The following is a 26238-nucleotide window of genomic DNA, read 5'->3' as shown; positions in this document are numbered from 1 at the left end:
AAGCGTTACGTGGCTACATCATGTGGCCGTATTTTTATGGTTTTCCCTGGTGTTTATTATCAGGGCGCATAACGCCTTGATAATGAATTTATTATTAAATGGCTAAATCAGGTATATCGCTCAATATCGTTTGCGCGCCACTGTGTAAATATTTACGGGCGACAGCAGGGTCATTAATTGTGGCAATCGCAAATTCAATACCGGAATCGGCCAGGCGTTTCAGGTCGTCATCCGTCGCAAAGTCCGCCAGGAAGTGCAGGATCTGACAGCCGGTTCTGGCCAGTAATGCCACAGGATCGCTGGGAGGAACGCACACGGCCAGTCCACGCGGGACGTCAGGCATGATCCTTTCCGCAACCTTCAGCGAGAGCTCAGAAAAGCTGCTGATAAAGAGCTTCTTTTCATCCGCAGGCCACAGCGATTTCAGCTGCGTAATGGCAATTTCCGCGGTTTCAATTTCCTGACCAGACGTTGGTTTGATCTCCAGCTGAAGGCCAATACCTTTATCCAGCACAAATCCCACGGTTTCAGCCAGTGTAGGGACTTTAACGCCTTTGAACAGGTGGCCATAACAGACGCCCGCATCCAGCGACCGGATTTGGTCCAGGGTTAAATTGGCGACGTAGCCGGTGCCATTTGTTGTCCGATCCACCGCATCATCGTGAATGATGACCGGGTGCCTGTCTTTGGTCAGTTTGACATCCACCTCTATCCACGTCGCGCCATGCTCAACGGCCGCCTGAAAAGAAGGCAGTGTGTTTTCTGGTGCCAGCAGAGGCGCACCACGATGTGCAATCAGGCGGGAATTCACTACGCGTACAGGGTGTTTTTTTGTCGGCATGCTCAGCGTTACCTTCTGTTGTCGGGTTAGCACAGGCTTACTTAAGTAAGACCTGGTTAGAAAATTCGGTTCTGACTTCGTCGCCCAGCGGTTTAGGCATGAACTGGGTGCCATGAACACGTTCTTTGCTGTTGATCAGACCAGCATCGCGATTCACTTCTTTATTTTGTGGCGTAATGCCATAAACCTGTTGAAACAGCCTTTGTGTCGTGGGCAGCGTCAGCCAGTGGATAAACAGTAATGCTGCCGCTTTGTGCGGCGCATTCTTGGGAATCGCCACCATATTTCCGCCGCCGGGCATGCCAAAATCGGGGATGTAGAGTCGGATGGTTTTGGGGACTTCGCCGTGGTTTTCTAAGCCCACCAGATAGTCTTCCCAGGCGGGGACCAGCAGAAACTCACCGCTCACCAGTCGCGTTACGCTGTCGGCGTTAGAGGCGGTAATAATGTAATCAGGACGCAGTTGTTTGAACCAGTTCCAGGCCGGTTGTAAGGCCGTCAGGCTTTTTACATCCGCATCGCCTTTGGTGAAATCAAAGCCAGGCACCAGCGTACGCGTGACAGATTCAATAAACGCCGGACCGGAACCGCCGTTTTCCACGTTAAAGCCAAACTCCTGAGGATGAGTCTGCAGGAAGGTGGTGAGCTGCGGCAGGGTACGGGGCAACTCGCTTTCTTTCATGCGGCGCGAATCGTAGGCCAGGCCCGTCTGATTGCCCCAAAATGCCACGCCATAACCTTTACTGTCCGTACCCTCAATGGTGTAGTTCAGGGTTTTGCCTTCCGGCAGCAGCGTATTAATCGGGCCAAAAAACGTTTGCTGAGGCGATACCGTACCGAATGCGCCTCCGCCAATCGAAAACACATCAATATCGCCTGTTTCCCGTCCCCGGTCAGCCATGAGTTTATTAATATTGCCTTGCAGCGGACCTTCAGAGATCGTAACAGCAATACCGTACTGTTTTTCAAACAGGCTGACCTGCTCTTTAAGACGATCCTGGTAATACCATTGGTACCAGGTTAATTTCCCTTCTTTTTTAGCCTCGTCAACAATGTGTTGCCAGTCCATTTGTGTAATACCCTGAGCCTGAGTACAAAAAGCCCACGCAAGTAATAATAAGGTGGCAGATCGTCTGAACATGATTTTCCCCAGTTAAGCGAGTTAATAACCGTCAGCCTTTTCCAGCAAAAGCGGCGACGGGATTCTTTGTCAGTAATTTTTCAGCTATCAGCATTAAAATGACATTCGGCACGACCAGCATTAAAGAAATAACAGCGGCATTAGGTCTGATAAAGTTGTAACCCAGATAAGAATAAAGAATGGTCGGTACGGTAATAAAATCCGGCGAGCCGACAATAAAGCTAATGGCGAACTCTTCGATGGATAACGTAAAGACAATAATTAAGGCCGCAAATATGCCGGGTCTGATAGTTGGCAGGCAGGCAACTAAAAAACGATTTACTACAGACGCGCCCATATCGCGGGCGGCATCCAGGGTGTCCTGACGTATTTGAGAAAAGGAAAGGGTCAGAATCCTCACGGCATAGGGCATTAAGATGATGGTATGTCCCAGTAAAATGCCGACAAACCGACTGTGGATGCCCACCACGTTCAACAGCATGGAAAAAAACAGCGCAATCACAAAGCCGGGCACGATGAGCGGAAGCAAAACCGCATTCTGTAGCAGGGATTTACCCGTAAACGACATCCGGCCAAACGCCCAGCCCGCTGGCAGGGCCAGTAGCAACGTGAGCACAGAGACGGTTGCTGCCAGTAAATAGCTGTTCTTCAGCGCCTGCGGCAGGGCCGTGGTCGTCCAGACTTCGACCCAGCGGCCCAGGGAAAGCACGGGCGGCAGGGCATCCGGCCAGGCCCAGGGATGCGTTTTATCCACCAGAGACCACAGCACGGTCAGAATAAAGGGGATCACCAGCCACAACATGAACAGTGCGGTAATCAGGATCATCATCATGATACGCAGGGGCGACATGCTTTTTCTGGCTCTCATCATTTATGTTCTCCCACTTTTTGCAGCCACTTCGCCACACCGGCCAGCACCACCGCACCGACAAACGCCGCCAGCATTAATATCACCGCCACCACGGCCGCAAGGTTCCAGCCCTGGGCGCTGATTTCCGGAAAGCGCAGCATGTATTGCGACAGGGAGAAAACGCTGGTGGGGCCAGCCACGACCTGGAATGAAAAGTCGCCCAATGCGCCAATGAAGATCAGGATCAGCGAGACCTGAACGGCTTTGATGGATAAGGGCAGAATGATCTGTAAAAGGCGGGCGGTTTTGCCTGCGCCCAGATCGCGGGCCGCATCAACGATTTCGTCCCCGATAGCGCGCAGGCTGCCGGTGATGATCAACAGGGCATAGGGAAGCTGTTTCCAGACCTGCAGGATAATGACACCAATGCCCCAGCGATCATTCTGCATACGGATGGGTTGCGAGATGATGCCCAGTTTGAGCAGGCCGAGGTTAATAAAGCCCTGCCAGGAAATCAGATTGATGAACAGCAGGGCGGCGACCAGCCCGTGCACCATCAACGGGGCTTTCAGTAAGCCGCTCATCAGCACAGAGCCGGGAAAGGGCTTTCTCAGCCACAGCGCCAGCGGCAGGGCCAGCGCCACAGACAGGACGGCACTGACCACGCCAATTTTCAGGGAATAGCCGGTGGCGCGCCACAGCTGACTGTCGTTCAGGATGGTTTCCCAGTACTGCAGCGTAAAATGCGCAGGCGCGCCAAAGTTGAACAGTCCGACAGATTGCGCGATGGCCATAAAGACAATCAGAATCAGGGTGAGCACGACGGGAGCGACCGCAGGCAGCACCAGTAACCAGGCGACTATGTTTCGGTTGTGCACTTTCATGACCAGCTTTCCTGCAAAAAGCGAATCCTGTCAGGCGCGATGGAAAAATTAACGCTATCTCCTTCCCGAATATGATTTTTACCGACTAACTGAATATGCCACTGGTATTCCGGCTCTTCATGGTCCTTTGGGTGAACCTGTAGCTCGGACAGGTTGCCCAGAAAGCTCACGGCACCTATTTCGAAAGCACGGGTATTCATACCGGTTTCCTGTTCGCTCAGCAGAGCATCTTCCGGACGCCAGAAGGTGTATACCTTGTCGGAAAGGGGCGGAACAGGACTGTGAATGTTCATTTCACCCAGCACGCAGGAAACACGATACATTCCGGTGTGACTGTCACCGTCGATGACATGCGCTTTCATCACATTCGCCTGGCCAACAAAGCCCGCAACAAACCGGTTAACCGGCGAGTAATAAATATCTTCAGGGGTGCCGGTTTGCTCAATGCGTCCGGCGTTCATAACCACGACGACGTCAGACATGGACAGGGCTTCTGCACGGTCATGGGTCACATAGATAGCGGTAAACCCGTGTGAACGCTGCAGCTGGCGGATTTCGAGGCGGACTCTGTCGCGTAATGTGGCGTCGAGATTCGACAGCGGTTCGTCGAACAACACGATTTCGGGCCGCACAGCCAGCGCTCTGGCCAGCGCGACACGCTGCTGCTGACCGCCCGATAACTGCGCAGGCAGCTTCGGTAAGTGGGCGTTTAACGAGACCTGAGCGGCGGTTTGCGTGACGCGATCCTGTCTCTCCGCTTTGGCCATTTTCCTCTGCTTCAGCCCAAACCCAATGTTTTCGGCCACAGACAGGTGAGGGAACAGCGCATAGGACTGAAAGCACATGGCCGTATCGCGGTGCTCAGGTTTAACCTGATGCATGTCCTGCTGGTGAATCAGGACTTCCCCGCTGTCCAGGCTGTAAAAGCCCGCAATCACTTTGAGCAGCGTGGTTTTGCCACATCCAGACGGACCCAGCAGGGAAACGAACTGTCCTTTTTCGGCCTTCAGTGAAATGCCGTCCAGCGCGACAAAGTCGTCGAATCTGAGCATGGCATTATTGATTTCAAGCGTATTCACGTATGGCTGCCCCGTCATTGAAGAAATGTGTGCATATTAATTAATGCGATGCGCATAATAATTTGATGCGGCGAAATTAGGCAATTTCAGGCAGGTTAAGAATTTATTAATTTTATAAAACCCATATTTAACATGATAATAATGAGTTGCTTTGATTTCGTACATTTACTCTGCTAACTATTATCATGCGTAGTGAATAATATTAAGGGCAGGACGTTTGTCGGTCATATGAAGAAAAAAGCGGGGAGGACAGCGCCGAAACGCTGTCCTGAAAAGACGGCAGGAAGAGAGCGCGGACTGACGGATATTCAGGCGGGGGTAAAGCGGGGATGCGGAATAAACTGGGCGGAAAGGCGATTGAGTGCCGCGGTGCCAACACTCACATGTGTTGAACTTTTTTCCTGGCTCCCGGCCAGATGAGCATCAAGCCCTGCGGCTTTGCATAGGGCATAGCCCGCGGAAACATCCCACATACTGCTGAAGCACTCCTGATAGCCATCAACATAGCCCAGCACACTAAAGCTTAAACCGATGGTGGCACAGCGGTAGCGCACCACATTCCAGCCAGTATCCCGGTACGCTTTTTCAATGCAGAGCTGGTGGGTGAAGTCCCATGAAGGACTGTCGCCAATGGCAACGGTTTTGAGCCCCTGGGCGATCTCGGGCCGCGTAAAAGGCTGGCCGTTAAAATAAATGCCGGTCTCCTTGCCCCCGCTCAGCATGATGTTTAACACCGGATGAACAATCACCCCGATGACCGGTTCGCCGTCGATGACATAACCGACAGAAATGCCCCATAACGACGAGCCACGGAGAAAGTTACTGGTGCCATCAATCGGATCGACTGACCAGTAACGGTCACTGAGTTCGCCGCCTTGCTCTTCGCCAATGACGCGTTCATTGGGGAAATATTGCGCCAGACGTTGACGAATCAGCTTCTCAACCTCCTGGTCTGCTTCACTGAACACATCCTGGGGCCTTTTTTCGCAGATTTCTAATTCACTGAGCTGCCTGAAATAATCCAGCGCCAGCTGTGATGCTTCTTGAGCAATACGTTCAATCACCTTTACGCGCGTATCCATTCTTAATCCGTTCATTTTGTGAAAGGTCCTGAGCTCGTTCGTTTACCTTGTGCTGCACAATGACTCAGCAACGGGAAACGCTGATTTAATATAATGCGTTACGCATGAAATTAGAGTGTCGGCCTGTTTTGTGTCAGTATTATGATGATTTGGTGATGCGATTTTTTTTTAGGAATATCGTCCTGAATCAGCATGTTCACACAGCACGTAAAGGTCAGGCGCATGACTATTCGGAATGCATAAAAGCGTGCTAGGGTGTAACAGAACCTGTCATTAAAACGGTGAGGATAACGTGGTGGTTCATGGATATTCAGGTCGTGATGAAGTCGAACTTAATCGCAGTGAAAAACTTATTCTTGAGCTTGTCCGCCGCAATCACGGCATTTCCCGCTCCTCGCTGGTTTCACAAACGATTCTGAATCAGTCATCGGTTCACCGTATTGTTGATACACTGACCGAAAACGGTTTTCTCAGCCTGGGGGAATCGCCCTCACAGGGAAGGGGTAAGCCCAGCCCGTCGTTATCCCTGAATCCGGACGCACGTTACAGTTACGGTATTTCCATTAACTCTGACAGCGTGGCGGCAAGCCTGATTAATTTCCGCGGCGATATTATCGAATACTGCGTGCTGGACACGCTGCCCGGCAATCCTGCCCGAACGCTGCTGGATCTCAAACGCCATTATCTGGATACCTTAAAACATATTGGTATTTCGTCAGAAAAAGTGTGTGGCGTCGGATACAGCATGGCGGGCTTTCTGTATGACTCCCGGAAATATTTTAATCCGCCAGAACCGCTGAAAAACTGGATGGGCATTGATCTGCGCCGTGAAATTATGACGCTGTTTGACCGGCCCGTCTGGATTGAAAATAACGCCACGACGGCCGCGCATGCAGAAGCTTTTTTGGGCGCGGGCCTGCACTACGAGACCTTCGGCTACCTCTCTTTTAATTACGGCTTTGGTGGCGGCATTGTCATTAACGGCAAACCGTTTCAGGGCGCTTTTGGCAATGCGGGCGAGATCAGCCGGATTTTTTCGCCGGAAGAGGGCAAACTGCGTCCTGCGCTGGGGATCTTAATTGATCGACTGCGCAACGGCGGTATTGAAATTCACAACATTCGCGATCTTAATAATAAATTCGATCCGGACTGGCCCATTGCCCGGCAATGGGTCAACGAAGTCACGCCCAATTTACATCGGGCCATGGATGCCCTGAATGCCGTTATCGATCCCGGTGCCATTATTTTAGGCGGCGAATTGCCCCGTAAGCTGGGCGAAATGTTTTTAGCCATGCCCCGGGTCAGTTCGGGCAAACGCTGGAATATTTCGGCGGAGTATCCGGATATTCTGCTGAGCACTATTGAGGGCGACAGCTCGGCACTCGGTGCGGCGTTGACGCCGCTGCGGGAGACCTATTTCAACTGATAAATCGCTCACTGGCGCGAAGGCCAGCGAGCGGTGGTCTCTCTGCTGTCTGTCGGCAGCAGAGAGGAACGGGTTAGCGCATGGTGACAAACTCTTCCGCCGCCGTCGGGTGAATCGCCACGGTATTATCAAAGTCTTTTTTGGTCGCGCCCATTTTTAACGCAACCGCAAAGCCCTGCAGCATTTCGTCCATACCACTGCCAATGCCATGAATGCCGACGATTTTTTCCTCCGGACCGACGCAGACGAGTTTCATGCGGCACGGCTGGCGATGCTGCGTGACGGCGGTGTACATCGCGGTAAAGGCGGATTTGTAGACTTTCACCTGGTCATCACCGTACTGTTCGCGCGCCTGCGGCTCTGTCAGGCCCACCGTGCCGATGGGGGGATGGCTGAACACCACAGTCGGGATATTGCGGTAGTCCAGATGCTCATCCGGTTTGTTATTGAACAAACGCTCTGACAGGCGACGGCCCGCCGCGACGGCGACCGGCGTCAGTTCAACGGCACCGGTGTTATCGCCGACGGCATAAACGCCAGGCACGTTGGTGTTCTGGAATTTATCGACCTTGATGTAGCCTTTCTCGTCCAGCGCCACACCCGCTGCCTGAATATTCAGGCCGTCGGTTTCAGGAACGCGTCCAATCGCCCAGACCAGGCAATCAACCGTGTATTCACTGCCATCTTCCAGCTGCAGCGTCAGGCTGCCATCGGCATTTTTTACTACCGCTTTTGGCGTCGCCTGCGTATGCAGCGTTGGGCCTTCCGCGTTCATCACTTCAACCAGCGTATCCGTAATTAGCGGATCAAAATTGCGTAGTGGCGCATGTTTGCGAACAAACAGATGGGTTTCTGAACCTAATGCGTTTACCACGCCCGCCAGCTCAACGGCGATATAGCCCGCGCCGACCACGGCGGTACGTTTTGGCAGGGCATCCAGCTCAAAGAAGCCGTCAGAATCAATCCCGTATTCCGCGCCGGGAATGTCGGGATGACTCGGGCGTCCGCCCGTAGCAATCAAAATATGATCGGCGGTGATCGTTTCGCCATTCACCTCAACGGTATGGGCATCAACAAAACGGGCAAAACCGTGGATCACATCGACCTTATTTTTCCCCAGAACATTGTCGTATGATTGGTGAATACGATCGATATAGGCGCTACGGTTTTTCACCAGCGTGCCCCAGTCAAAGCGATTAACGGTGGTATCAAAACCATAATCCGGCCCGTAAAGATGAATGGCCTCGGCAATTTGTGCGGCGTGCCACATTACTTTTTTCGGCACGCAGCCGACGTTGACACAGGTTCCGCCCAGCGCTTTGGCTTCAATCAGGGCGCACGTCTGGCCATAGCTTGCTGCACGGTTAATTGAAGCGATACCGCCGCTGCCGCCGCCGATGGCGAGATAGTCATAATGTCGGGTCATGGAAGTCTCATCCGGTTACTGGGAAAGTGATAGAGAGTGTAACGCCGCAGGGTACGGCGTCGCAAAAATTGCGCCTATGATTGTAACAGGCCTTATCGTTTCATTATTTACAGGGAAGCATAGCATGTACCTGACTTTTCTTGGCACCGGCGGGGGCGCGCCGAGTCTGCAACGCAATGTCACTGCCATCGCGTTTACCCGCGACAAAAGCGGCGCCACCTGGCTGTTTGACTGCGGTGAGGGCACACAACTCCAGTTTATGCGCTCAGACCTGAAGCCTGGCAAACTCGATAAAATCTTTATCACCCATCTTCATGGCGACCATATTTTTGGGCTGCCGGGCCTGCTTACCAGTCGCTCGATGGCGGGGTTAACCACGCCAATGACGGTTTACGGTCCAGCAGGGCTGAAAGCCTTCGTTGAAACGGCACTGTCGCTGTCCAGCTCGTATACCGATTACCCGCTGGAGATCGTTGAGATCGCCGCGGGTGAGGTACTGGATGATGGCGAATTTCGCGTGACCGCCTGGCCGATGAATCACACCATTGCCTGCTTTGGCTATCGCATTGAGCAGCATGACAAACCCGGTTTTCTGGATGCGCCTCGCCTGAAAGCAGAGGGCGTACCGCGCGGACCCTGGTATCAGCAGTTAAAGCAGGGCGACACGATTACGCTGGAAGACGGGCGTACCGTTAACGGCGCTGAGTATCTTGGGCCGCCAGTGAAAGGCAAAACGCTGGCCATTTTTGGTGATACTGCGCCCACTGACGTCGCGCTACAGCTGGCGGCGGACGTGGATGTGATGGTGCATGAAACCACGCTGGAAGAGGCGCTGGCTGAAAAAGCCAACGGACGCGGTCACTCTACTACCTTACAGGCTGCGACGGTGGCAAAGCAGGCCGGAGCAAAGCGCCTGATTGCCACCCATTTTAGTTCGCGTTACCTCGCCCGGGACATGGCGCGCCTGCTGGCAGAATGCCAGCGCATTTTCCCTGACACCGAGATGGCGCACGACCTGGCGGTCTTCACGCTGTAAGGATCAGTGCGCCAGCGCAGGGTAGGTAAAGAACAGCAGGTGGGCCATGTTGAGTGCAAAATGGAACGCGGTCGCCAGCCACAGGCGGCCGCTCCAGTGCCAGACCAGACCATAAATCAGTCCGGCCAGCGCGGCAAAGATCATCAGCAGCACCCCGCCAGATGCATGGGCCAGACCAAACAGCAGTGCCGTTACCAGCAGGGCGATCACGCCGCCCCATTTCTGGCGCAGGCGCTGCTGGAGATAACCCCGGAAAAACGCCTCTTCGGCCAGTGAGACAAAAAACAGATTGGCCAGGGCAAACGATCCCAGCCAGTCCGGAAGGTGCGTTTCGACGGCAAGGCCGCCCAGCAACACGGCGCTGCTCAACAGCAGCGGCACGGCGGCGACAGGCGCGAGCCACCAGGCCGGCGAGCGCGGCGGATGTGCCTCTGCGTTGAACAGCGTCGGCAGACAGGCCAGCAGCAGAAAAGGAATCAGCGCTTTATCGAAATTAAAGGAAAATGAGAAGGGCACGCTGCGGGCACCGACCTTAACCGCCTCGACCTGCAGGGGATTATTGAATCCCGGAATAAGGTGCAGCATCAGCGCCAGCGCAATCAACACCAGAAGGGCTTCGCTGACGATCTGCCATCGCCGACTCCGGCGATCGTAGATACGAAACGCTACCAGGGCAGCGACAGCCGCAAACACAAAGGTAACGGGCCAGTCGAGGACGTTTTGATAAACGCCCAGCGCCGTTGCCAGCGCGAGCAATAACAGAGAAAGGCGTTTCGCCGGTTGCAGGGCGGCCAGCGCGCCCGCCAGGATGATCCACATAAAAATGACCTACGTTCAACGCCGCCGTGCTGTGCGCGGCGACGTTAAGCTGGGAAAGGAATTATTCAGGTACGATTTGGTTAACGCTGAAATGGCCTGTGCCGGTTGGCACCAGCTTCTGATGCAGCCACGGCAGCAGCGTGTTCATCTGATCGGCCAGCTTCCACGGGGGATTGATGACAATCATGCCGGACGCGGTCATGCCACGCTGATCGCTATCGGGGCGCACGGCCAGCTCAATCTGCAGGATATTACGGATGCCCGTGGCCTCCAGCTCGCGCAGCATATGTTTGATTTGCTGACGCAAGACGACCGGGTACCACAGCGCATAAATACCGGTACCGAAACGTTTGTGACCTTCCTGAATGCCTTTTACGACGGCCTGGTAATCACTTTTCATTTCGTAAGGCGGATCAATCAGTATCAGTCCACGACGTGACAGCGGTGGCAGCTTCGCTTTTAGCTGCTGATAGCCATCGGCCCTTTCAACGCGCGCGCGACTGTCTTTGCTGAACTCGGTACGCAGCAGCGGATAATCGCTGGAATGCAGCTCGGTCAGCTGAATCTTATCTTCAGGGCGCAGCAGATGGCGGGCGATTAGCGGAGAGCCGGGATAGTAGCGCAGCGTGCCGTTACGGTTCAGGGCATGAATCGCATCGAAATAGGGTTGCAGCAGGGCGGGCGCGTCCGGTTGTTGCCAGATGCGTCCGATGCCTTCCAGATATTCACCCGTGCGCTCTGCGTGCTCGCCGCTGAGTTGATAACGTCCTGCACCGGCGTGCGTATCCAGATAGAGAAATGGTTTTTCTTTCTCTTTTAACGCAGTGATGATGAGGCTCTGTACGGTGTGCTTAAGCACGTCGGCATGGTTGCCAGCGTGAAAACTGTGGCGATAACTCAACATAAAAAAGGGTATGTCCGCGGTTGAAGCTAAAAATAATCAAGTTGGCCCGATTATAACGACAGATAAGAATAATTGCTGGCATTTCGCGCACGGCAGCGGGCCTCTGGCCCTGGATTACAGGGTAAACCTTCTGCGCCATCGGTGTGTTAGCCTGTTTTATCCTCTGCTATGGTTAATCCAAACGCCGGCGGAAGGCCAGCCTGGCGCTATTCTGCTATTCATGACCGGTTACACCATTGATTTTCAGCATTCCAGACCGCATGTTAATAAGATTGCGTTGCGCGATTCATCGCGCCCCACACATTGTTAAAGGACTGCGCTATGACTAATCCGTTACTCACCTCGTTCACGCTTCCCCCGTTTTCGGCGATTAAGCCTGAGCACGTGGTGCCTGCCGTGACCGACGTTTTAAATGAATGCCGGGCGATGGTGGAAAAAGTGGTAGCGCACGGCGCACCTTACACCTGGGATAATCTTGTCCAGCCGCTGGCAGAAGCCGACGATCGCCTGAGCCGTATTTTTTCGCCGGTCAGCCATCTGAACTCGGTTAAAAACAGCCCGGAACTGCGTGAAGCCTACGAGCAAACGCTGCCGCTGCTGTCTGAGTACAGTACCTGGGTTGGTCAGCACGAAGGGCTCTATCAGGCTTACCGGGATTTAAAGGAAGGCAGTCATTACCGCACGCTGGATCAGGCGCAGCAGAAAGCCGTCGATAACGCCCTGCGTGACTTTGAGCTGTCCGGGATTGGTCTGGAAAAAGACAAGCAGCAGCGCTATGGCGAAATTGCCGCGCGTTTGTCTGAGCTGGGCTCTGCCTACAGTAACAACGTGCTGGATGCCACGATGGGCTGGAGCAAGCTGATCACTGACGAAAGCGAACTGTCGGGCATGCCGGAGAGCGCACTGGCCGCAGCGAAAGCGCAGGCTGAAGCCAAAGGTCAGGAAGGCTGGTTGCTGACGCTGGATATTCCCAGCTACCTGCCGGTGATGACCTACTGTGATAACGCCGCGTTGCGTGAAGAAATGTACCGTGCTTATTCCACCCGCGCCTCCGATCAAGGCCCTAATGCGGGCAAATGGGATAACGGCCCGATTATGGCCGAGGAGCTGGCTCTGCGCCACGAACTGGCTCAGCTGCTGGGTTTCGACTCCTTCGCGGATAAATCGCTGGCAACCAAAATGGCGCAAAGCCCTGCTCAGGTGATCGATTTCCTGAACGATCTGGCCGACCGCGCACGTCCACAGGGCGAGAAAGAGCTGGCGCAACTGCGTGCTTTCGCGAAGAAAGAGTACGGCGTGGAGACCATGAATCCCTGGGATCTGACCTACTATGGCGAAAAACAGAAACAGCACCTCTACACCATTAGTGATGAGCAACTGCGTCCTTACTTCCCGGAATCCCGTGCGGTGTCTGGCCTGTTTGAAGTCGTCAAACGCATCTATGGCATCACCGCCAAAGAGCGGACGGATGTGGATGTTTATCACCCGGATGTGCGTTTCTTCGATCTGTTTGATGAAAGTGGCGAGCTGCGCGGCAGCTTCTACCTTGACCTGTATGCGCGTGAGCATAAGCGTGGCGGCGCGTGGATGGATGACTGCGTTGGGCAGATGCGTAAAGCCGATGGCAGCCTGCAAAAACCGGTCGCTTACCTGACCTGTAACTTTAACCGTCCCGTCAGTGGTAAACCGGCGCTGTTCACGCACGACGAAGTGATCACCCTGTTCCATGAGTTTGGTCACGGCCTGCACCACATGCTGACCCGCGTTGAGGCGGCTGGCGTGTCAGGCATTAACGGTGTGCCATGGGATGCGGTGGAACTGCCAAGTCAGTTCATGGAGAACTGGTGCTGGGAGCCGGAGGCGCTGGCGTTTATTTCCGGGCACTACGAAACCGGCGAGCCACTGCCTGAAGACCTGCTGAATAAGATGCTGGCAGCGAAAAATTACCAGGCGGCGTTGTTCATCCTGCGCCAGCTGGAGTTCGGTCTGTTCGATTTCCGTCTGCATACTGAATTCAACCCAGAAAAAGGCGCACAGATCCTGGAGACGCTGCGCGAAGTGAAAAGCAAAGTCGCCGTGGTCCCCAGCCCGGAATGGGGCCGCTTCCCGCATGCGTTCAGCCATATCTTCGCGGGCGGATACGCAGCGGGTTATTACAGCTATCTGTGGGCCGATGTACTGGCGGCGGATGCGTATTCACGTTTTGAAGAAGAGGGCATTTTTAACCGCGAAACCGGTCAGTCCTTCCTCGACAACATTCTGACGCGCGGCGGTTCGGAAGAACCGATGGAGCTGTTTAAACGCTTCCGTGGCCGTGAGCCTCAGCTGGATGCCATGCTGGAACACTACGGTATTCAGGGATAAGCCGTACGTGAAAATTTGTTTGTTTGATGAAACAGGCGCCGGTGACGGCGCCTTATCTGTTTTGGCCGAACGCTGGCAACTGACGCATTGTGACGATGCGGTGCTGGCGCTGGTAAAGACCGCAACGCATCTTGAACTGCGTAAGCGGGATGAGCCTAAACTGGGCGGCATCTTCGTGGATTTTGTTTCCGGTGCCATGGCGCATCGCCGGCGTTTTGGCGGTGGCCGTGGCGAAGCGGTAGCAAAAGCGGTCGGCATTAAAGGCAGTTACCTGCCCGATGTAGTGGATGCAACCGCCGGGTTAGGGCGCGATGCGTTTGTGCTGGCGGCCTTAGGCTGTCGGGTGCGCATGCTGGAACGGCATCCCGTGGTGGCGGCACTGCTGGAAGACGGGCTGGCGCGTGGCTATCAGGATGCGGAAATTGGTGGCTGGCTGCGTGAGCGTCTTTCACTGATTCATGCCTCCAGTATTCAGGCACTCACCGATATTGCGCCACCGCCAGATGTGGTTTATCTCGATCCTATGTATCCCCATCGACAAAAAAGCGCCATGGTGAAAAAAGAGATGCGGGTGTTTCAGTCATTAGTCGGCGCGGATGAGGATGCGGATGCCTTGCTGGAACCGGCCCGCCGTCTGGCAAAGAAGCGTATCGTGGTGAAACGTCCTGATTATGCGCCACCGCTGGCCGGTGTCGTTACGCAGTCTGCGGTGGTCACGAAAAGCCACCGCTTCGATATCTATCCGCCGCTCGCGGAGTAGTCATGTCAAGCCGGTCGGCGACGACGTTCCTTCACGTCAACCGCCCCGGCTTTTTTCGTGCGGGTTATTCGTCATCCTCGTCGCGCAGTGGCACGATCAACATGTCGATATGCACGGTGTTGATCAACTGACGCGCTGATGACATCAGCTTGCTCCAGAAGTCCTGATGATGACCGCACACCACCATGTCCACGTCGTATTTTTTAATCGCATCGACCAGCACCTGGCCCAGATCGCCACTGCCGCTCAGGGTTTCGGTGATGGGATAGCCCGCTGCATCTGACAGATTTTTCAGCGCCAGATGGGTTTCTTCAGAAATCCGCTTTTGCATATCGCCCAGGTTGACGTCAATCAGGCCGGTGTACAGATCAGAGTAATTCACATCGACATGAATCAGCGAAATTTTGGCGTCGTAAGGGCGCGCGAGCGAGACAGCTTTATCCACTAATAACTGACTTTCTGGCGAAAGATCGACTGCAATCAGGATATGTTTATAAGCCATGATATAACTCCTTCCACGAGATTCAGAATGGCAGCGGTTTCCAGACGCGTCACAGCTGCGAAATCCATTGCGCGAACGGGCGATGAGCGCCACCAAATTGGGTAACCTGCAATACAGGCAATGCTGTTGTTATACCTGAAAGTATAGCCCTGTGTGTTAACAAATGCTTCTGAAGCCGTCTGGCTTGTGAATAAGATCAATGATGAACGATTTTTACTCGTATAAAACGAAAATCCTCGCTGGTAAAAAATTGAACATTTCTCCTAAACTAAAAAAAGCAGCCTTGATCACATGGCTGTTACTTTTCTGATGATTCAAAAATAAAACTACAAATCGCTTAACGGGGTTGTTGGCAAATTCTGCAGGGACTGTTCAGCATGGTGCGCGTTCTGCACTGTTCTGCGGTGCCGGTAAGGAGGGTGACATGATCAGCACTATCGCGCTTTTTTGGGCTCTTTGTGTGGTATGCCTTGTAAATATGGCGCGCTATTTCTCTTCGTTGCGTGCGCTGCTGGTGGTTCTGCGGGGTTGCGATCCCCTCTTATACCAATATGTTGACGGCGCGGGTTTTTTCACCTCCCATGGTCAGCCTGGCAAGCAGGTGCGGCTGGTCCGCTATATCTGGGCAAGGCGCTATCTTGATCATCATGATGACGAATTTATTCGCCGGTGTGAGCGGGTAAGAGGCTTGTTTTTGTTGACCAGTTCGCTGTGCGGATTAGTCATTATCAGTTTGATCGCCCTGGCTATCTGGCATTAAAAAGGGCGACCGAAGTCGCCCTGATGTGCTGCTTACTCAGATGAGCTTCAGCGCTATCCAGTAGAGTGAACCTGATAACAAAATACAGACCGGCAGGGTGAAAACCCAGGCCATGGCGATGTTTTTGATCGTTTTACTCTGCAGTCCGCCACCGTCGACCAGCATGGTGCCGGCCACGGAAGACGAAAGGATGTGGGTCGTGGAAACCGGCATGCCGGTGTAGCTGGCAATCCCTATGGACACTGCGGCAGTAACCTGCGCCGACATGCCCTGCGCATACGTCATGCCTTTTTTACCGATTTTCTCACCGATGGTGGTGGCCACACGGCGCCAGCCAATCATCGTGCCGATTCCCAATGCCAGTGCGACCGCCATGATAATCCACACCGGGGCGTACTCAATGGTGTTCAGCAGGTCGCCTTTGAGCTTGCCCAGGAAGCGTTTATCCTCTGGCGAGGTTTCCGGCAGCTTCGCCGCTTTATCGGCCGTATCGGAAATACACAACAAAAGGCGACGCATCTGGCTGCGTTGCTCAACCGACAAGTCGTTGTAGTTTTGCAGATTGTTCAGAAGCACCTGCGCACGCTGCACGGCCTGAAGCGCACGTGCACTGTCGCAGTGAAACTCTTTGGGACTGGTGGGTTCGACTTCTTCCGGCGTGGGCAGCTTAGGCGGTGCCATCTGGATAATATGGGTCAGTGATTCGCTGTGCTGCTGGTAATACTGTTCCAGGTGATTCACAGCATCGCGCGTTCGCGTGATGTCGTAACCCGACGCGTTCATATTGACCACAAAGCCCGCTGGCGCAACGCCAATCAGGACCAGCATAATCAGACCAATGCCTTTTTGCCCGTCGTTAGCACCATGTGAATAACTGACGCCAATGGCGGAGATAATCAGGGCGGTACGGGTCCAGAAAGGCGGTTTTTTCTTGCCGTCAATCTTCTCACGGTCAGCGGGCGTCATATGAATGCGTGCACGCTTTTTAGTGTTGCTCCAGTAACGGCGCAGAAGGAAAATCAGGCTGCCCGCAATCACCAGACCGACAATGGGGGAGAGAATGAGCGACAGGAAGATATTCAGCACTTTCGGAATGTTAAGCGCATCCACCACCGATGTCCCGCTCATTAACGCATTGGTCAGGCCAATACCGATAATCGCGCCGATCAGGGTGTGAGAACTGGAGGCCGGAAGCCCTAAATACCACGTTCCCAGGTTCCAGATAATCGCGGCCAGCAGCATGGAGAAGACCATAGCAAGACCGTGAGCGGAGCCAACATTGAGCAGCAGATCGGTCGGGAGCATATGCACGATGGCGTAAGCCACGCTTAATCCGCCGAGCAGCACGCCAAAGAAATTGAATACCCCAGCCATTAACACAGCAAGCTGAGCACGCATAGCGCGTGTATAGATGACCGTCGCAACCGCGTTGGCCGTATCATGGAAGCCGTTAATTGCTTCGTAAAACAATACAAACAGCAGAGCAAGAACCAGTAACAGGCCGGTGCTAAGATCGAGACCAGCAAACAGATGTAGCATAGACGTTACGCCATTTTGGAGGACATGAACGCGGCGCATTATCCGCGACAATATGTGGTCTGGGAAAGGAAAATATAGACCTGAACCGGCTTAAAAGTGTCAATTTTGTAAGCTTAGAGGCGTAAATTCCTTTAAAATTATAAAGTTACATTATGACATAATTGCGGCAATTTTTTGACACTGGCATCAACGCAGGCAGATCACTACAATCTGCCCCTCTTTTATCAGGTGGACAATGGCAGTGGAACAGTTTGACGTTATCGTGATTGGAGCAGGGGCCGCGGGGCTTTTTTGTGCCGCGCAGGCTGGACAGCGCGGTCGCCGCGTATTACTGCTGGATAACGGCAAAAAGCCGGGCCGCAAGATTTTAATGTCAGGCGGCGGGCGCTGCAATTTCACCAATCTCTATACCGAACCGGCCGCCTACCTGTCGAATAATCCCCATTTCTGTAAGTCAGCGCTGGCGCGTTATACCCAATGGGATTTTATCGATCTGGTGAATCGTCACGGCATTGCCTGGCACGAGAAAACGCTGGGGCAACTGTTTTGCGATGAGTCTGCGCAGCAGATGGTCGATCTCCTGCTCGCCGAGTGTGAAAAGGGGCGTGTGACCCTGCGTTTGCGCAGCGAAATCCTGAGTGTAACCCGCGATGAAGCGGGCTACGTCCTGCAACTCAACGGCAGCAGCGTACAGGCAGAGAAGCTGGTCATCGCCAGCGGCGGGCTTTCCATGCCGGGCCTGGGCGCGTCACCGTTTGGCTATAAAGTGGCCGAGCAGTTTGGGTTAACGGTGTTGCCAACCCGTGCCGCCCTGGTGCCCTTTACGCTGCATAAACCCCTGCTTGAACAACTGCAGACACTGTCCGGTGTGGCGCTGGACACGACCATCGAAGCGAAAGACGGCACCGTCTTCAAAGAGGCGATGCTGTTTACCCATCGTGGCCTGTCCGGCCCGGCGGTCTTGCAGATTTCCAGCTACTGGCAGCCGGGTGAGTTTATCTCGGTCAATCTCTCGCCTGCCACGCCGCTGGATGCGTTCCTCACGATTCAGCGTGACGCGCACCCGAATCTGAGTCTGAAAAACAGTCTGGCGAAAATTCTGCCTAAGCGCCTGGTCGAAATTTTACAGGAAATGCAGGTGGTGCCGGATGTCACGCTGAAGCAGCTGAACAGCAAGCAGCAGTCAGCGCTGGTGCAGACGTTGCACAACTGGCAGGTGCAGCCCAACGGCACGGAGGGTTACCGTACCGCTGAAGTCACGCTGGGCGGTGTGGATACGACTCAGCTGTCCTCTAAAACAATGGAAGCACGTGACGTGCCGGGACTCTATTTTATCGGTGAGGTCGTTGACGTGACCGGCTGGCTGGGAGGCTATAATTTCCAGTGGGCCTGGAGCTCGGCCTGGGCTTGCGCGCAGGCCGTGTAACGAGCTTCGCCATCAGTGACGCGCTCAGGCATAGCGCGAAACCGCATAGTCTGCGTGCGCAATCTCGGGCTGTTTGCCTGAAATCACATCACTTAACAGCTGGCCGGATCCGCAGGCCATCGTCCAGCCCAGCGTGCCATGTCCGGTGTTCAGCCACAGGTTGGTGAAATGTGTATGACCGACAATCGGCGTGCCGTCAGGCGTCATCGGCCGTAATCCGGTCCAGAAAGTCGCCTGCTCAACGCGGCCGCCACGGGGATAAAGATCGTTTACCACCATCTCAAGCGTTTGCCGTCTCGCGGGCAGCAGGGTTTTGCTGTATCCCACGATTTCCGCCATACCGCCGACGCGGATGCGATTATCAAAACGCGTGATGGCAATTTTATAGGTTTCATCCAGTACCGTGGAAACCGGGGCACCGGCCTCATCGGCGAGGGGAATCGTCAGGGAATAGCCTTTCAGCGGATACACCGGAATGTACATCAGTGGTCGAAGCAACTGGGTAGAGTAAGCGCCAAATGCCATAACGTACCCGTCCGCCGTCAGCGTCTGATCGCCACAGACAATCCCGCTGATCCTGTCACCTTCGGTCAGTAGCGCATCCACCTGCGTGTTAAAGCGGAACGTGACGCCGGCATCGCGCGCCAGGGCGGCAAGTCGCTGGGTAAACAGCTGGCAATCGCCAGTCTCATCGTTAGGCAACCGTAAACCTCCCGTCAACTTGTGCTTGACGTCAGCCAGTGCAGGTTCGATGGTCGCCAGCTGGTCGGCTTCAAGCAGTTGATACGGCACGCCAGCCTCCTGCAGCACGGCAATATCACGCGCTGCGTTTTCAAACTGCTGTTCTGTGCGAAACAGCTGCAGGGTGCCGCCCTGGCGTCCTTCATATTCAATTCCTGTGCTGGCCCGCAGCGCACTGATGCAGTCACGGCTGTACTCTGCCAGTCTGACCATCCTGGCTTTATTGACGGCATAGCTGTGAGGATTGCAGTTTTTCAGCATTTGCATCATCCAGGCCAGCTGGAAGCGAGATCCATCCGGCCGTACCGAAAGGGGCGCATGGCGCTGCACCATCCACTTCACCGCTTTAAGCGGCACGCCTGGCGCGGCCCAGGGCGCGGCGTAGCCAGGCGAGATCTGACCGGCGTTGGCGGCGCTGGTACCCAATGCCGGGCCCGCTTCGCGTTCGATCACGGTGACCTGATGCCCTGCCTGCTGCAGATACCAGGCGGTGGTGACGCCCACCACGCCGCTGCCAAGCACAATGATTTTCATCGCAATGTCTTCCTGAAAGAGTGATCGTTAAAAGGTGGTCGCGTTGCGCCACCCGCTTGATGTGTTGTGAATCAGGCATGCATAAGGTTATGGGCCAGCCAGCACCTGACCGCCCGCCCGTCATCCTGAACGCGCAAAGACTGAGGCGTGGCACAGCCACTTGTTGCCTGCGGACAGCGATCGCGAAAGAAACAGCCGGTTGGCAGGTGGCGGTTACCCGGTAGTTCGGTGTTGACGGGAGCCCCCTCCAGCGGCGTGCCAATGCGTGGCACAGAGTCCATCAGCAATTGCGTATAGGGATGCTGAGGTGAATCGAGAACGTGCTGAGCCGCGCCCAGTTCGACAATCTGGCCCAGATACATGACCGCAACGCGATCGCTCATGTGACGGACGACCGAGACGTTGTGAGAGATCAGGATATACGTCAGATTGTACTGCTGTTGCAGTTCCACCAGCAGGTTCAGAATCTGCGCCTGGACAGAAATATCCAGTGCCGAGGTAGGTTCATCCAGCACAATGATGTCGGGTTGGGAGGACAGTGCCCGGGCGATGGCAATGCGTTGACGCTGACCGCCGGAAAACGCATGCGGTGGCCGGTCCAGGTATTCCGGGCGAATCCCCACCTGACGGGCCAGGGATTCAGCCAGGGCGCGTCGCGTTTTTTCTGACGCGCGTGACTGAATCCAGACCGGTTCGGTCATGATACGCCAGACCGGCAGGCGGGGATCCAGTGACGAGAGCGGATCCTGAAAGACCATTTGCATGCGACGTTCCCGGCCTCCGCCAGCGGCGGTGGCCAGGTCAAGCTGACCCGTTGTCGGACTCAGCATGCCCATCAACAGTTTCGCCAGGGTGCTTTTGCCGCAACCGGATTCACCGACAATGCCCAGCGTTTCGCCCTGTCTGACCTGGATATCCAGGCCATTCAGTGCATGAACCCGTTCCGTCACTTTGCCACGCCAGTTCTTCTTCGCAGGAAAGGCAACGTGTACGTTTTGTAGCGTGAGCAGAGCATCAGACATGGCGCGTCTCCTGTTGTGGATACCAGCAGGCCACCTGCTGGGCAGCGTTGCCCGTCGCCTGTAAACGTGGTGCGCGGGTGCAGCGTTCGCCTGCCGCGAAGCAGCGCTCGCGAAACGCACAGCCCGAGGGCAGGCAGGTCAGGTTGGGGACGGTGCCGGAAATGGACGCCAACGGGGCGCGCGGTTCGCTGGCATCGGGCGAGCAGGCAAGCAGGCCAATGGAATAGGGATGGCTCGGTGAATGCAGGACGGTTTCCGTCAGGCCGCTTTCAATGACTGCGCCGGCGTACATGACGTAAATCCGGTCGCACAACTGCGAAACCACCGCCATATCGTGGCTGATAAACAGCACCGCCGTGCCCGTTGCCTCCGCTTTTTGTTTTAACAGGCGCAGTACCTGACGCTGTACGGTGACATCCAGCGCGGTCGTGGGTTCATCGGCAATCAGCAGATCGGGTTCACAGGAAAAGGCCAGGGCGATCATGACGCGCTGACGCATGCCGCCGGAAAGCTCGAAGGGATAGCGCGCCATCACGTTCTTTGCGTCCGCGATTTGCATATCGCCCAACAGCGCAAGCGCCCGTGCGTTGGCCTCACGGGCTGACACGGGACGATGTTGTCGAATGACATCCACCATCTGCTTGCCGATGCGGCGAGTGGGATTCAGGGCGGTCATGGGTTCCTGAAAGATCATGGCAACGCGATTGCCGCGCATTTTACGCATCGCGGCCTCACTGGCGGTCAGGACATTCTGTCCCGCCAGTTCCAGTTTGCCGCTTTTGATCTGATAGCTGTGTTCGGGAATCAGCCGCATCGCCAGCATGGCGGTGACCGATTTCCCCGAACCGGATTCCCCGACTACGCCGACAATTTCACCACGGTTAATGTGCATGGACACATTGTTCAGCACATTCACCTCGCCCTGATAGACCGGGAAACTGAGGCGTAAATCCTCAATCGTCAGGATTCTCTCTTGCATCAGTGACGTCCTCCTGCTTTCGGATCCAGCAGATCCTGAATCCCATCGCCAAACAAATTGAATCCAACGGCGGTGATTAAGATCGCCGCGCCGGGGAAGGTGCAGTACCACCACTGGTCCAGCACGTAGTTGCGCCCGTTCGCCACCATCGCGCCCCATTCAGCGGTCGGTTGCTGCGCGCCTAAGCCAATGAAGCCCAGCGTCGCGGCCATCAGAATGGCGCTGCCGATATCCAGTGAGGCCTGTACCACCAGAGGCGGCAGCGCATTACGCAGGATATGCCAGCTAATCAGATGCCAGCGCGAGGCACCAAAGGTTTTGGCGGCTTCGACAAAGGTATGCTGTCTGACAATCAACGTCTGACCGCGTGCCAGCCGGACGTAAAAAGGGATACGCACAATGGCGATGGCGAGCATGGCGTTAAACAGGCTCGGTCCCAGCGCCGCGGCCAGCGCCATGGTCAGCACCAGCGAAGGGATAGACAGCATGATGTCCATCAGGCGCATAATGAGCGCATCGCTGCGACCGCCCAGAACACCGGACAGACAGCCCAGTAATGAACCGCTGATGCCCGCCAGCAACACCACGGCCAGTCCGGCCGCGACAGACTGCTGGCTGCCGACCAGCACGCGACTAAACAGATCCCGGCCGACTTCATCGGTGCCAAACCAGTGCGCAGCACTGGGCGGCTGAAGACGGTCGGTCAAACTGATGGCATTCGGATCGTGGGGCACCAGCCAGGGCGAGAACACCATCAATCCCAGCATCAGGACAATAATGGCGGCCCCCAGCAGGGTCAGTGGACTTTTACGCACCATCCAGAGCCGACGCTTCCAGACGAGAAGCGTGGGTTTCGCCTGACGTACAGCAGGCTGTTCTTGCGTCATCATCATGCGTTACGCTCCCCGACCCATGCGCGGGTCAATCCACAGATAAAGAAGATCCACAAACAGGTTGACCAGCACGTACGCAAAGGACACGACGATGGCAAAACCCATCACGGCGGGAAAATCGAGTGCCTGAATCGAGGACACCACGTACGCGCCCATACCGGGCCAGGCAAACACGGTTTCGGTCAGGACGGCACCATACAGCAGGTCACCCAGGGCCAGCCCCAGCACGGTCACAGAGGGGATCAGGGCGTTGGGCAGGGCATAGCGCACGACGATAGTAAACTTAGGCAGTCCGCTCGCCAGCGCGGTGCGAATATAGTCTTCGCTTAACTGTTCCAGCATGGCCGAGCGAATCTGACGCGCCACGATGCCCAGATGGACAAAGGCCAGCGTGGTGGCAGGCAAAATCAGATGCTGCAGGGCGTTCATAAAGACCTCAGTATTGCCCTCCAGCAAGGCATCAACCAGGTAGAAACCGGTGATGCGTGTGGGTGGATCAAGCCAGTCATCCAGGCGTCCGCCGCCGGGCAGCAGGTTCAACTTGCCATAAAACAGGACGATGGCACCCAGTCCCAGCCAGAACGCCGGGGTCGAAATACCGGTCAGCGCCAGCAGACGCACCAGATGATCAAGCCAGCGGTTGCGATAAACGGCAGAAAGCACGCCCAGCGGCACGCCGACCAGCAGCGCGATCAACAGCGCACAAAAGGCCAGCTCCAGCGTGGCGGGAAAGAATGCCCGCAAATCGTCTAACACCGGGCGGCCTGTGCGGATCGAGGTGCCCAGATCGCCATGCAAAAGTTGCTGTACATAACGGATAAATTGTTGCCACAGCGGTAAGTCCAGCCCTAACTGCTGGCGGATGTGTTGGACAATTTCATCACTGGCACGATCGCCGGCCAGCAGCCTGGCCGGATCCCCGGGAATAAGATGCGAAATAATAAACGTAATGACGCAGACGCCAGCGACCACCAACAGCAGTCCCCAGCTACGCTGTCTTAACAGACTCCAGTAACTCATCATGTCTTCCTCAGCAGGGCCAGGCAGGCCCTGCGTGAACGGGCGTGAAGGTTGTTATTCTTTATGCATGGTGGCGAGGTTAAAGATTTGCTCCAGCATCGGATTAAACACGTAGCCTTTAACCGACTTATTCATCGCAACCTGATAATTTTTCTGGAATAAATACACGTAAGCCGCATCGTTAATCACGATCTGCTCGGCCTGCTGGTAATCGCGGGTCCGTTCAGCCTGACTGGTCGTGGAAACCGCTTTCTTCAGCAGCGCATCGACCGCCGGATTGGAATAAAAAGAGCGGTTGCCGGGCAGACCTTTTTTGTCTGATTCAAACCAGTAGTTCATGAACATGTAGGGATCGGCAAAATCCGGGCTCCAGTTGCCAATGGCAATGTCATAGTCCGCTTTACCGATACGCTCGCGCATGGTGGCGTTGGCCAGTTTTTCCAGCTTAACGTTGATGCCCAGCGTCTTCAGATTGGCCTGCATGGAAAGGGCAATCGGCTCCCAGTTTGGATCGTTGTCCGAATAGAGAAAGGACAAGGTCTGCGGTTTGCTGGGCAGTTTAGCCAGTTCAGCCCTGGCTTTATCCATGTTAAAGCTGTACTGCATGGCCTGAGGATCATAGCCCCACATGCCTTCCGGAATCGGACCGCGCATCTGTTTACCGTTGCCGCCCAGAATGCCCTGTACCATGCCCTGGTAGTCGGTCGCCCAGGAGATCGCTCTGCGTAAATCAGGCTGATTTAGCGGTGCTTTGCTGTTGTTCAGATAGAGGTAGGTCACACGCAGGGCGGGACAATCCATGACGGTGACGTCACCTTGCTTCTTCAGCGCGGCGAACTGGTCTACCGGTAACGCATCGGCAATATCGACATCGCCTTTTGCCAGTTGCAAACGACGAGCAGAGCTTTCGCTGATAATTTTCACGGAAACGCGCTTAAAGGCCGGTTTAGGCCCCGTAAAGTGCGGGTTAGGCACCAGCACCAGCTGCTGACCTTTCTGCCAGCGTTGCAGCATATAGGCACCGGATCCTGCGGTATGCTCGGCCAGATAGCCGCGCGCATCATCGGCGGCGTTCGCTTTCAGCACGGCAGGGTTAATAATGGACGCGCCGTCATTCGCGAGCGTATAAAGAAACGGTGCGAACGGGGTGTTCAGCGTGAAACGCACGGTATGCGGATCGACTACCTCGACTTTCATGTCGGCTGGAAAGGCTTCCGACGGGCCTTGTTTGATACGCATCAGACGCTCAAAAGAGAGCTTAACCGCCTCAGCATTCACGGGTGAGCCATCGGCAAACGCGGCATCCGGACGTAGCGTAAACGTCCAGACCTTGCCATCGTCACTACTCTGCCAGCTTTGAGCCAGATCGCCCTCGATCTCCGTGGTGCCTTTACCGTCTTCTGTTTTGTATTTGATCAGGCGCTGGTAGGCAGGATACGTAACGGTCCAGTCATTGTTATCAATCGTCACCGCCGGATCCAGCGTCTGCGGATCGGCCGCTTTTCCGATCACCAGCATGTCTTTCGGTACCGCAGCCAGCACGGATGTCGTCGTGGCCGCGAGGGTAATAGCAAGTAACAAAGGGCGAAAATAACGGGGTGCTGTGTGCGTCATTGTCATGGTAAAACTCCGTCAGTCTGGGCTGGGGATATGCAGGTGAAAACATCGTTAATCAGCGGATAACGGGCCGCTTCCGGTAACTCGAAATGCCACCATTCGGTCGCAATGCCAGTAAAGCCACCGCCAAACATCACGGCATTAAGCAGTAGCCTGTTGCGCTGAGCAGCCAGCGGCACGTCGGGATGGTACGGGTGCGACAGCGCCTGCATTTCATCAAACCCGGTTCCCATATCCAGAATGTGCCCGTCAGCATCGATTAGCGTGACATCAATCGCGGTGCCACGGCTGTGATTCGAGCCTTGCGATAAAGGCACGACGTAATTCTGATCAGGACAGGCGTGCCAAAGCAGCTCCTGCGCTTTTTGTGGGCGATAGGCGTCCAGCACCAGCAGCGTAAAACCCGCCACGCTGGCAATAGCAATACTTTTCTCCAGCGCGACGGCGGCATCGGGATGCAGCAGGCAGCGGGCTACGCTGTAGATGGGCTGGCCCGTGATGTTATCGGCGGTGGCATATTTCAGATCGATAGTCAGCGCCGGAAAGGCCACTGCGATATCGACCAGCTCTGTTTCCTGCATCATTCTGTAATC

Annotated in this window: 24 protein-coding genes; 6 read left to right on the top strand and 18 right to left on the bottom strand. The window is 55.1% G+C overall.

The features are described 5' to 3' along the window. Window positions 1-94 precede the first annotated feature (94 nt). The 6 genes from RAC60_RS11845 to RAC60_RS11820 all read right to left on the bottom strand — a co-directional run bounded on the left by RAC60_RS11845 (window position 95) and on the right by RAC60_RS11820 (window position 5877). Window positions 95-841, bottom strand: coding sequence for a glycerophosphodiester phosphodiesterase family protein (locus RAC60_RS11845; protein ID WP_006121123.1), 747 nt, complete (start codon window positions 839-841; stop codon window positions 95-97). 37 nt (window positions 842-878) lie between these two features. Continuing rightward, a complete protein-coding gene (locus tag RAC60_RS11840; protein WP_375093786.1) occupies window positions 879-1982 on the bottom strand; it encodes an extracellular solute-binding protein in 1104 nt (367 codons plus the stop codon). A gap of 31 nt (window positions 1983-2013) precedes the next feature. Further along, window positions 2014-2850 carry an ABC transporter permease gene (locus RAC60_RS11835; protein WP_058701474.1) on the bottom strand — a complete coding sequence of 279 codons (837 nt, stop codon included), beginning with the start codon at window positions 2848-2850 and terminating at the stop codon, window positions 2014-2016. Continuing rightward, window positions 2850-3716, bottom strand: coding sequence for an ABC transporter permease (locus RAC60_RS11830; protein WP_058701456.1), 867 nt, complete (start codon window positions 3714-3716; stop codon window positions 2850-2852). The genes RAC60_RS11835 and RAC60_RS11830 overlap by 1 nt, the downstream gene beginning before the upstream one ends. Next, window positions 3713-4813 (bottom strand): ABC transporter ATP-binding protein, encoded by a 1101-nt coding sequence (locus tag RAC60_RS11825; protein WP_054632917.1) that lies wholly within the window; start codon window positions 4811-4813, stop codon window positions 3713-3715. The genes RAC60_RS11830 and RAC60_RS11825 overlap by 4 nt, the downstream gene beginning before the upstream one ends. A gap of 290 nt (window positions 4814-5103) precedes the next feature. Next, window positions 5104-5877 carry an inositol monophosphatase family protein gene (locus RAC60_RS11820; protein WP_033738271.1) on the bottom strand — a complete coding sequence of 258 codons (774 nt, stop codon included), beginning with the start codon at window positions 5875-5877 and terminating at the stop codon, window positions 5104-5106. A gap of 295 nt (window positions 5878-6172) precedes the next feature. On the opposite strand from RAC60_RS11820, the gene RAC60_RS11815 reads away from it, so the two are divergent. Continuing rightward, on the top strand, window positions 6173-7303 hold the full coding sequence (locus RAC60_RS11815; RefSeq protein WP_054686841.1) for an ROK family transcriptional regulator: 1131 nt from the start codon (window positions 6173-6175) through the stop codon (window positions 7301-7303). A gap of 73 nt (window positions 7304-7376) precedes the next feature. Here RAC60_RS11815 and gorA read toward each other — a convergent pair whose 3' ends face one another. Beyond that, window positions 7377-8729 (bottom strand): glutathione-disulfide reductase, encoded by a 1353-nt coding sequence (gene gorA, locus RAC60_RS11810; RefSeq protein ID WP_054632919.1) that lies wholly within the window; start codon window positions 8727-8729, stop codon window positions 7377-7379. Window positions 8730-8853: 124 nt separating this feature from the next. Between gorA and rnz the strand changes: the two genes are divergently transcribed. Further along, window positions 8854-9765: a ribonuclease Z gene (gene rnz, locus RAC60_RS11805; RefSeq protein ID WP_033738264.1), complete on the top strand. Its 912-nt coding sequence runs from the start codon at window positions 8854-8856 to the stop codon at window positions 9763-9765. Between the two features lie 3 nt (window positions 9766-9768). Here the strand turns inward: rnz and RAC60_RS11800 are convergent, their stop codons facing one another. Next, entirely contained in the window at window positions 9769-10584 is an 816-nt protein-coding gene (locus RAC60_RS11800; protein ID WP_058701454.1) for a CPBP family intramembrane glutamic endopeptidase, read from the bottom strand. Between the two features lie 61 nt (window positions 10585-10645). After that, window positions 10646-11488 carry a 23S rRNA (adenine(2030)-N(6))-methyltransferase RlmJ gene (locus RAC60_RS11795; protein ID WP_006121111.1) on the bottom strand — a complete coding sequence of 281 codons (843 nt, stop codon included), beginning with the start codon at window positions 11486-11488 and terminating at the stop codon, window positions 10646-10648. A gap of 321 nt (window positions 11489-11809) precedes the next feature. Between RAC60_RS11795 and prlC the strand changes: the two genes are divergently transcribed. Then, a complete protein-coding gene (prlC, locus tag RAC60_RS11790) occupies window positions 11810-13852 on the top strand; it encodes an oligopeptidase A (protein ID WP_054632922.1) in 2043 nt (680 codons plus the stop codon). Window positions 13853-13859: 7 nt separating this feature from the next. After that, window positions 13860-14612 (top strand): 16S rRNA (guanine(1516)-N(2))-methyltransferase RsmJ, encoded by a 753-nt coding sequence (rsmJ, locus tag RAC60_RS11785; RefSeq protein ID WP_033738260.1) that lies wholly within the window; start codon window positions 13860-13862, stop codon window positions 14610-14612. 64 nt (window positions 14613-14676) lie between these two features. Here the strand turns inward: rsmJ and uspA are convergent, their stop codons facing one another. Next, a complete protein-coding gene (gene uspA / locus RAC60_RS11780) occupies window positions 14677-15114 on the bottom strand; it encodes a universal stress protein UspA (RefSeq protein WP_006121100.1) in 438 nt (145 codons plus the stop codon). Window positions 15115-15538: 424 nt separating this feature from the next. Here uspA and uspB point away from each other — a divergent pair, with 424 nt between their 5' ends. After that, on the top strand, window positions 15539-15874 hold the full coding sequence (gene uspB, locus RAC60_RS11775; RefSeq protein ID WP_006121097.1) for a universal stress protein UspB: 336 nt from the start codon (window positions 15539-15541) through the stop codon (window positions 15872-15874). A 36-nt stretch (window positions 15875-15910) separates the two neighbouring features. On the opposite strand, the gene pitA is transcribed toward uspB, so the two are convergent. Next, the gene (gene pitA / locus RAC60_RS11770) at window positions 15911-17413 is read right to left on the bottom strand and encodes an inorganic phosphate transporter PitA (RefSeq protein ID WP_039342786.1); all 1503 of its coding nucleotides are present in this window, start codon (window positions 17411-17413) and stop codon (window positions 15911-15913) included. A gap of 241 nt (window positions 17414-17654) precedes the next feature. Here pitA and RAC60_RS11765 point away from each other — a divergent pair, with 241 nt between their 5' ends. Further along, window positions 17655-18839, top strand: coding sequence for an NAD(P)/FAD-dependent oxidoreductase (locus RAC60_RS11765; RefSeq protein ID WP_033738343.1), 1185 nt, complete (start codon window positions 17655-17657; stop codon window positions 18837-18839). 24 nt (window positions 18840-18863) lie between these two features. On the opposite strand, the gene RAC60_RS11760 is transcribed toward RAC60_RS11765, so the two are convergent. The 7 genes from RAC60_RS11760 to ddpX form a co-directional block, all read right to left on the bottom strand. Beyond that, complete coding sequence (locus RAC60_RS11760; protein ID WP_375093780.1) at window positions 18864-20114, bottom strand: D-amino acid dehydrogenase; 1251 nt, start codon at window positions 20112-20114, stop codon at window positions 18864-18866. A 71-nt stretch (window positions 20115-20185) separates the two neighbouring features. Beyond that, window positions 20186-21136, bottom strand: coding sequence for an oligopeptide/dipeptide ABC transporter ATP-binding protein (locus tag RAC60_RS11755; protein ID WP_375093779.1), 951 nt, complete (start codon window positions 21134-21136; stop codon window positions 20186-20188). Next, a complete protein-coding gene (locus RAC60_RS11750) occupies window positions 21129-22115 on the bottom strand; it encodes an ABC transporter ATP-binding protein (RefSeq protein ID WP_058701451.1) in 987 nt (328 codons plus the stop codon). The genes RAC60_RS11755 and RAC60_RS11750 overlap by 8 nt, the downstream gene beginning before the upstream one ends. Then, a complete protein-coding gene (gene ddpC / locus RAC60_RS11745; RefSeq protein WP_006121090.1) occupies window positions 22115-23008 on the bottom strand; it encodes a D,D-dipeptide ABC transporter permease in 894 nt (297 codons plus the stop codon). The genes RAC60_RS11750 and ddpC overlap by 1 nt, the downstream gene beginning before the upstream one ends. 3 nt (window positions 23009-23011) lie before the next feature. Further along, window positions 23012-24028: an ABC transporter permease gene (locus tag RAC60_RS11740; RefSeq protein WP_054632925.1), complete on the bottom strand. Its 1017-nt coding sequence runs from the start codon at window positions 24026-24028 to the stop codon at window positions 23012-23014. Between the two features lie 54 nt (window positions 24029-24082). After that, window positions 24083-25648, bottom strand: a complete 1566-nt coding sequence (locus RAC60_RS11735) for an ABC transporter substrate-binding protein (protein ID WP_375093776.1) — start codon at window positions 25646-25648, stop codon at window positions 24083-24085. Beyond that, a complete protein-coding gene (gene ddpX, locus RAC60_RS11730) occupies window positions 25645-26229 on the bottom strand; it encodes a D-alanyl-D-alanine dipeptidase (RefSeq protein WP_039342773.1) in 585 nt (194 codons plus the stop codon). Before ddpX ends, RAC60_RS11735 begins: the two co-directional genes overlap by 4 nt. Between the last annotated feature and the right edge of the window lie 9 nt (window positions 26230-26238).

The sequence above is a fragment of the Pantoea sp. BR_17 genome, from assembly GCF_041955125.1.
Taxonomy (GTDB): Bacteria; Pseudomonadota; Gammaproteobacteria; order Enterobacterales; family Enterobacteriaceae; genus Pantoea; species Pantoea stewartii.
The sequence above is the reverse complement of the archived record's forward strand: the minus strand, read 5'-3'. Positions and strand labels throughout refer to the sequence as shown.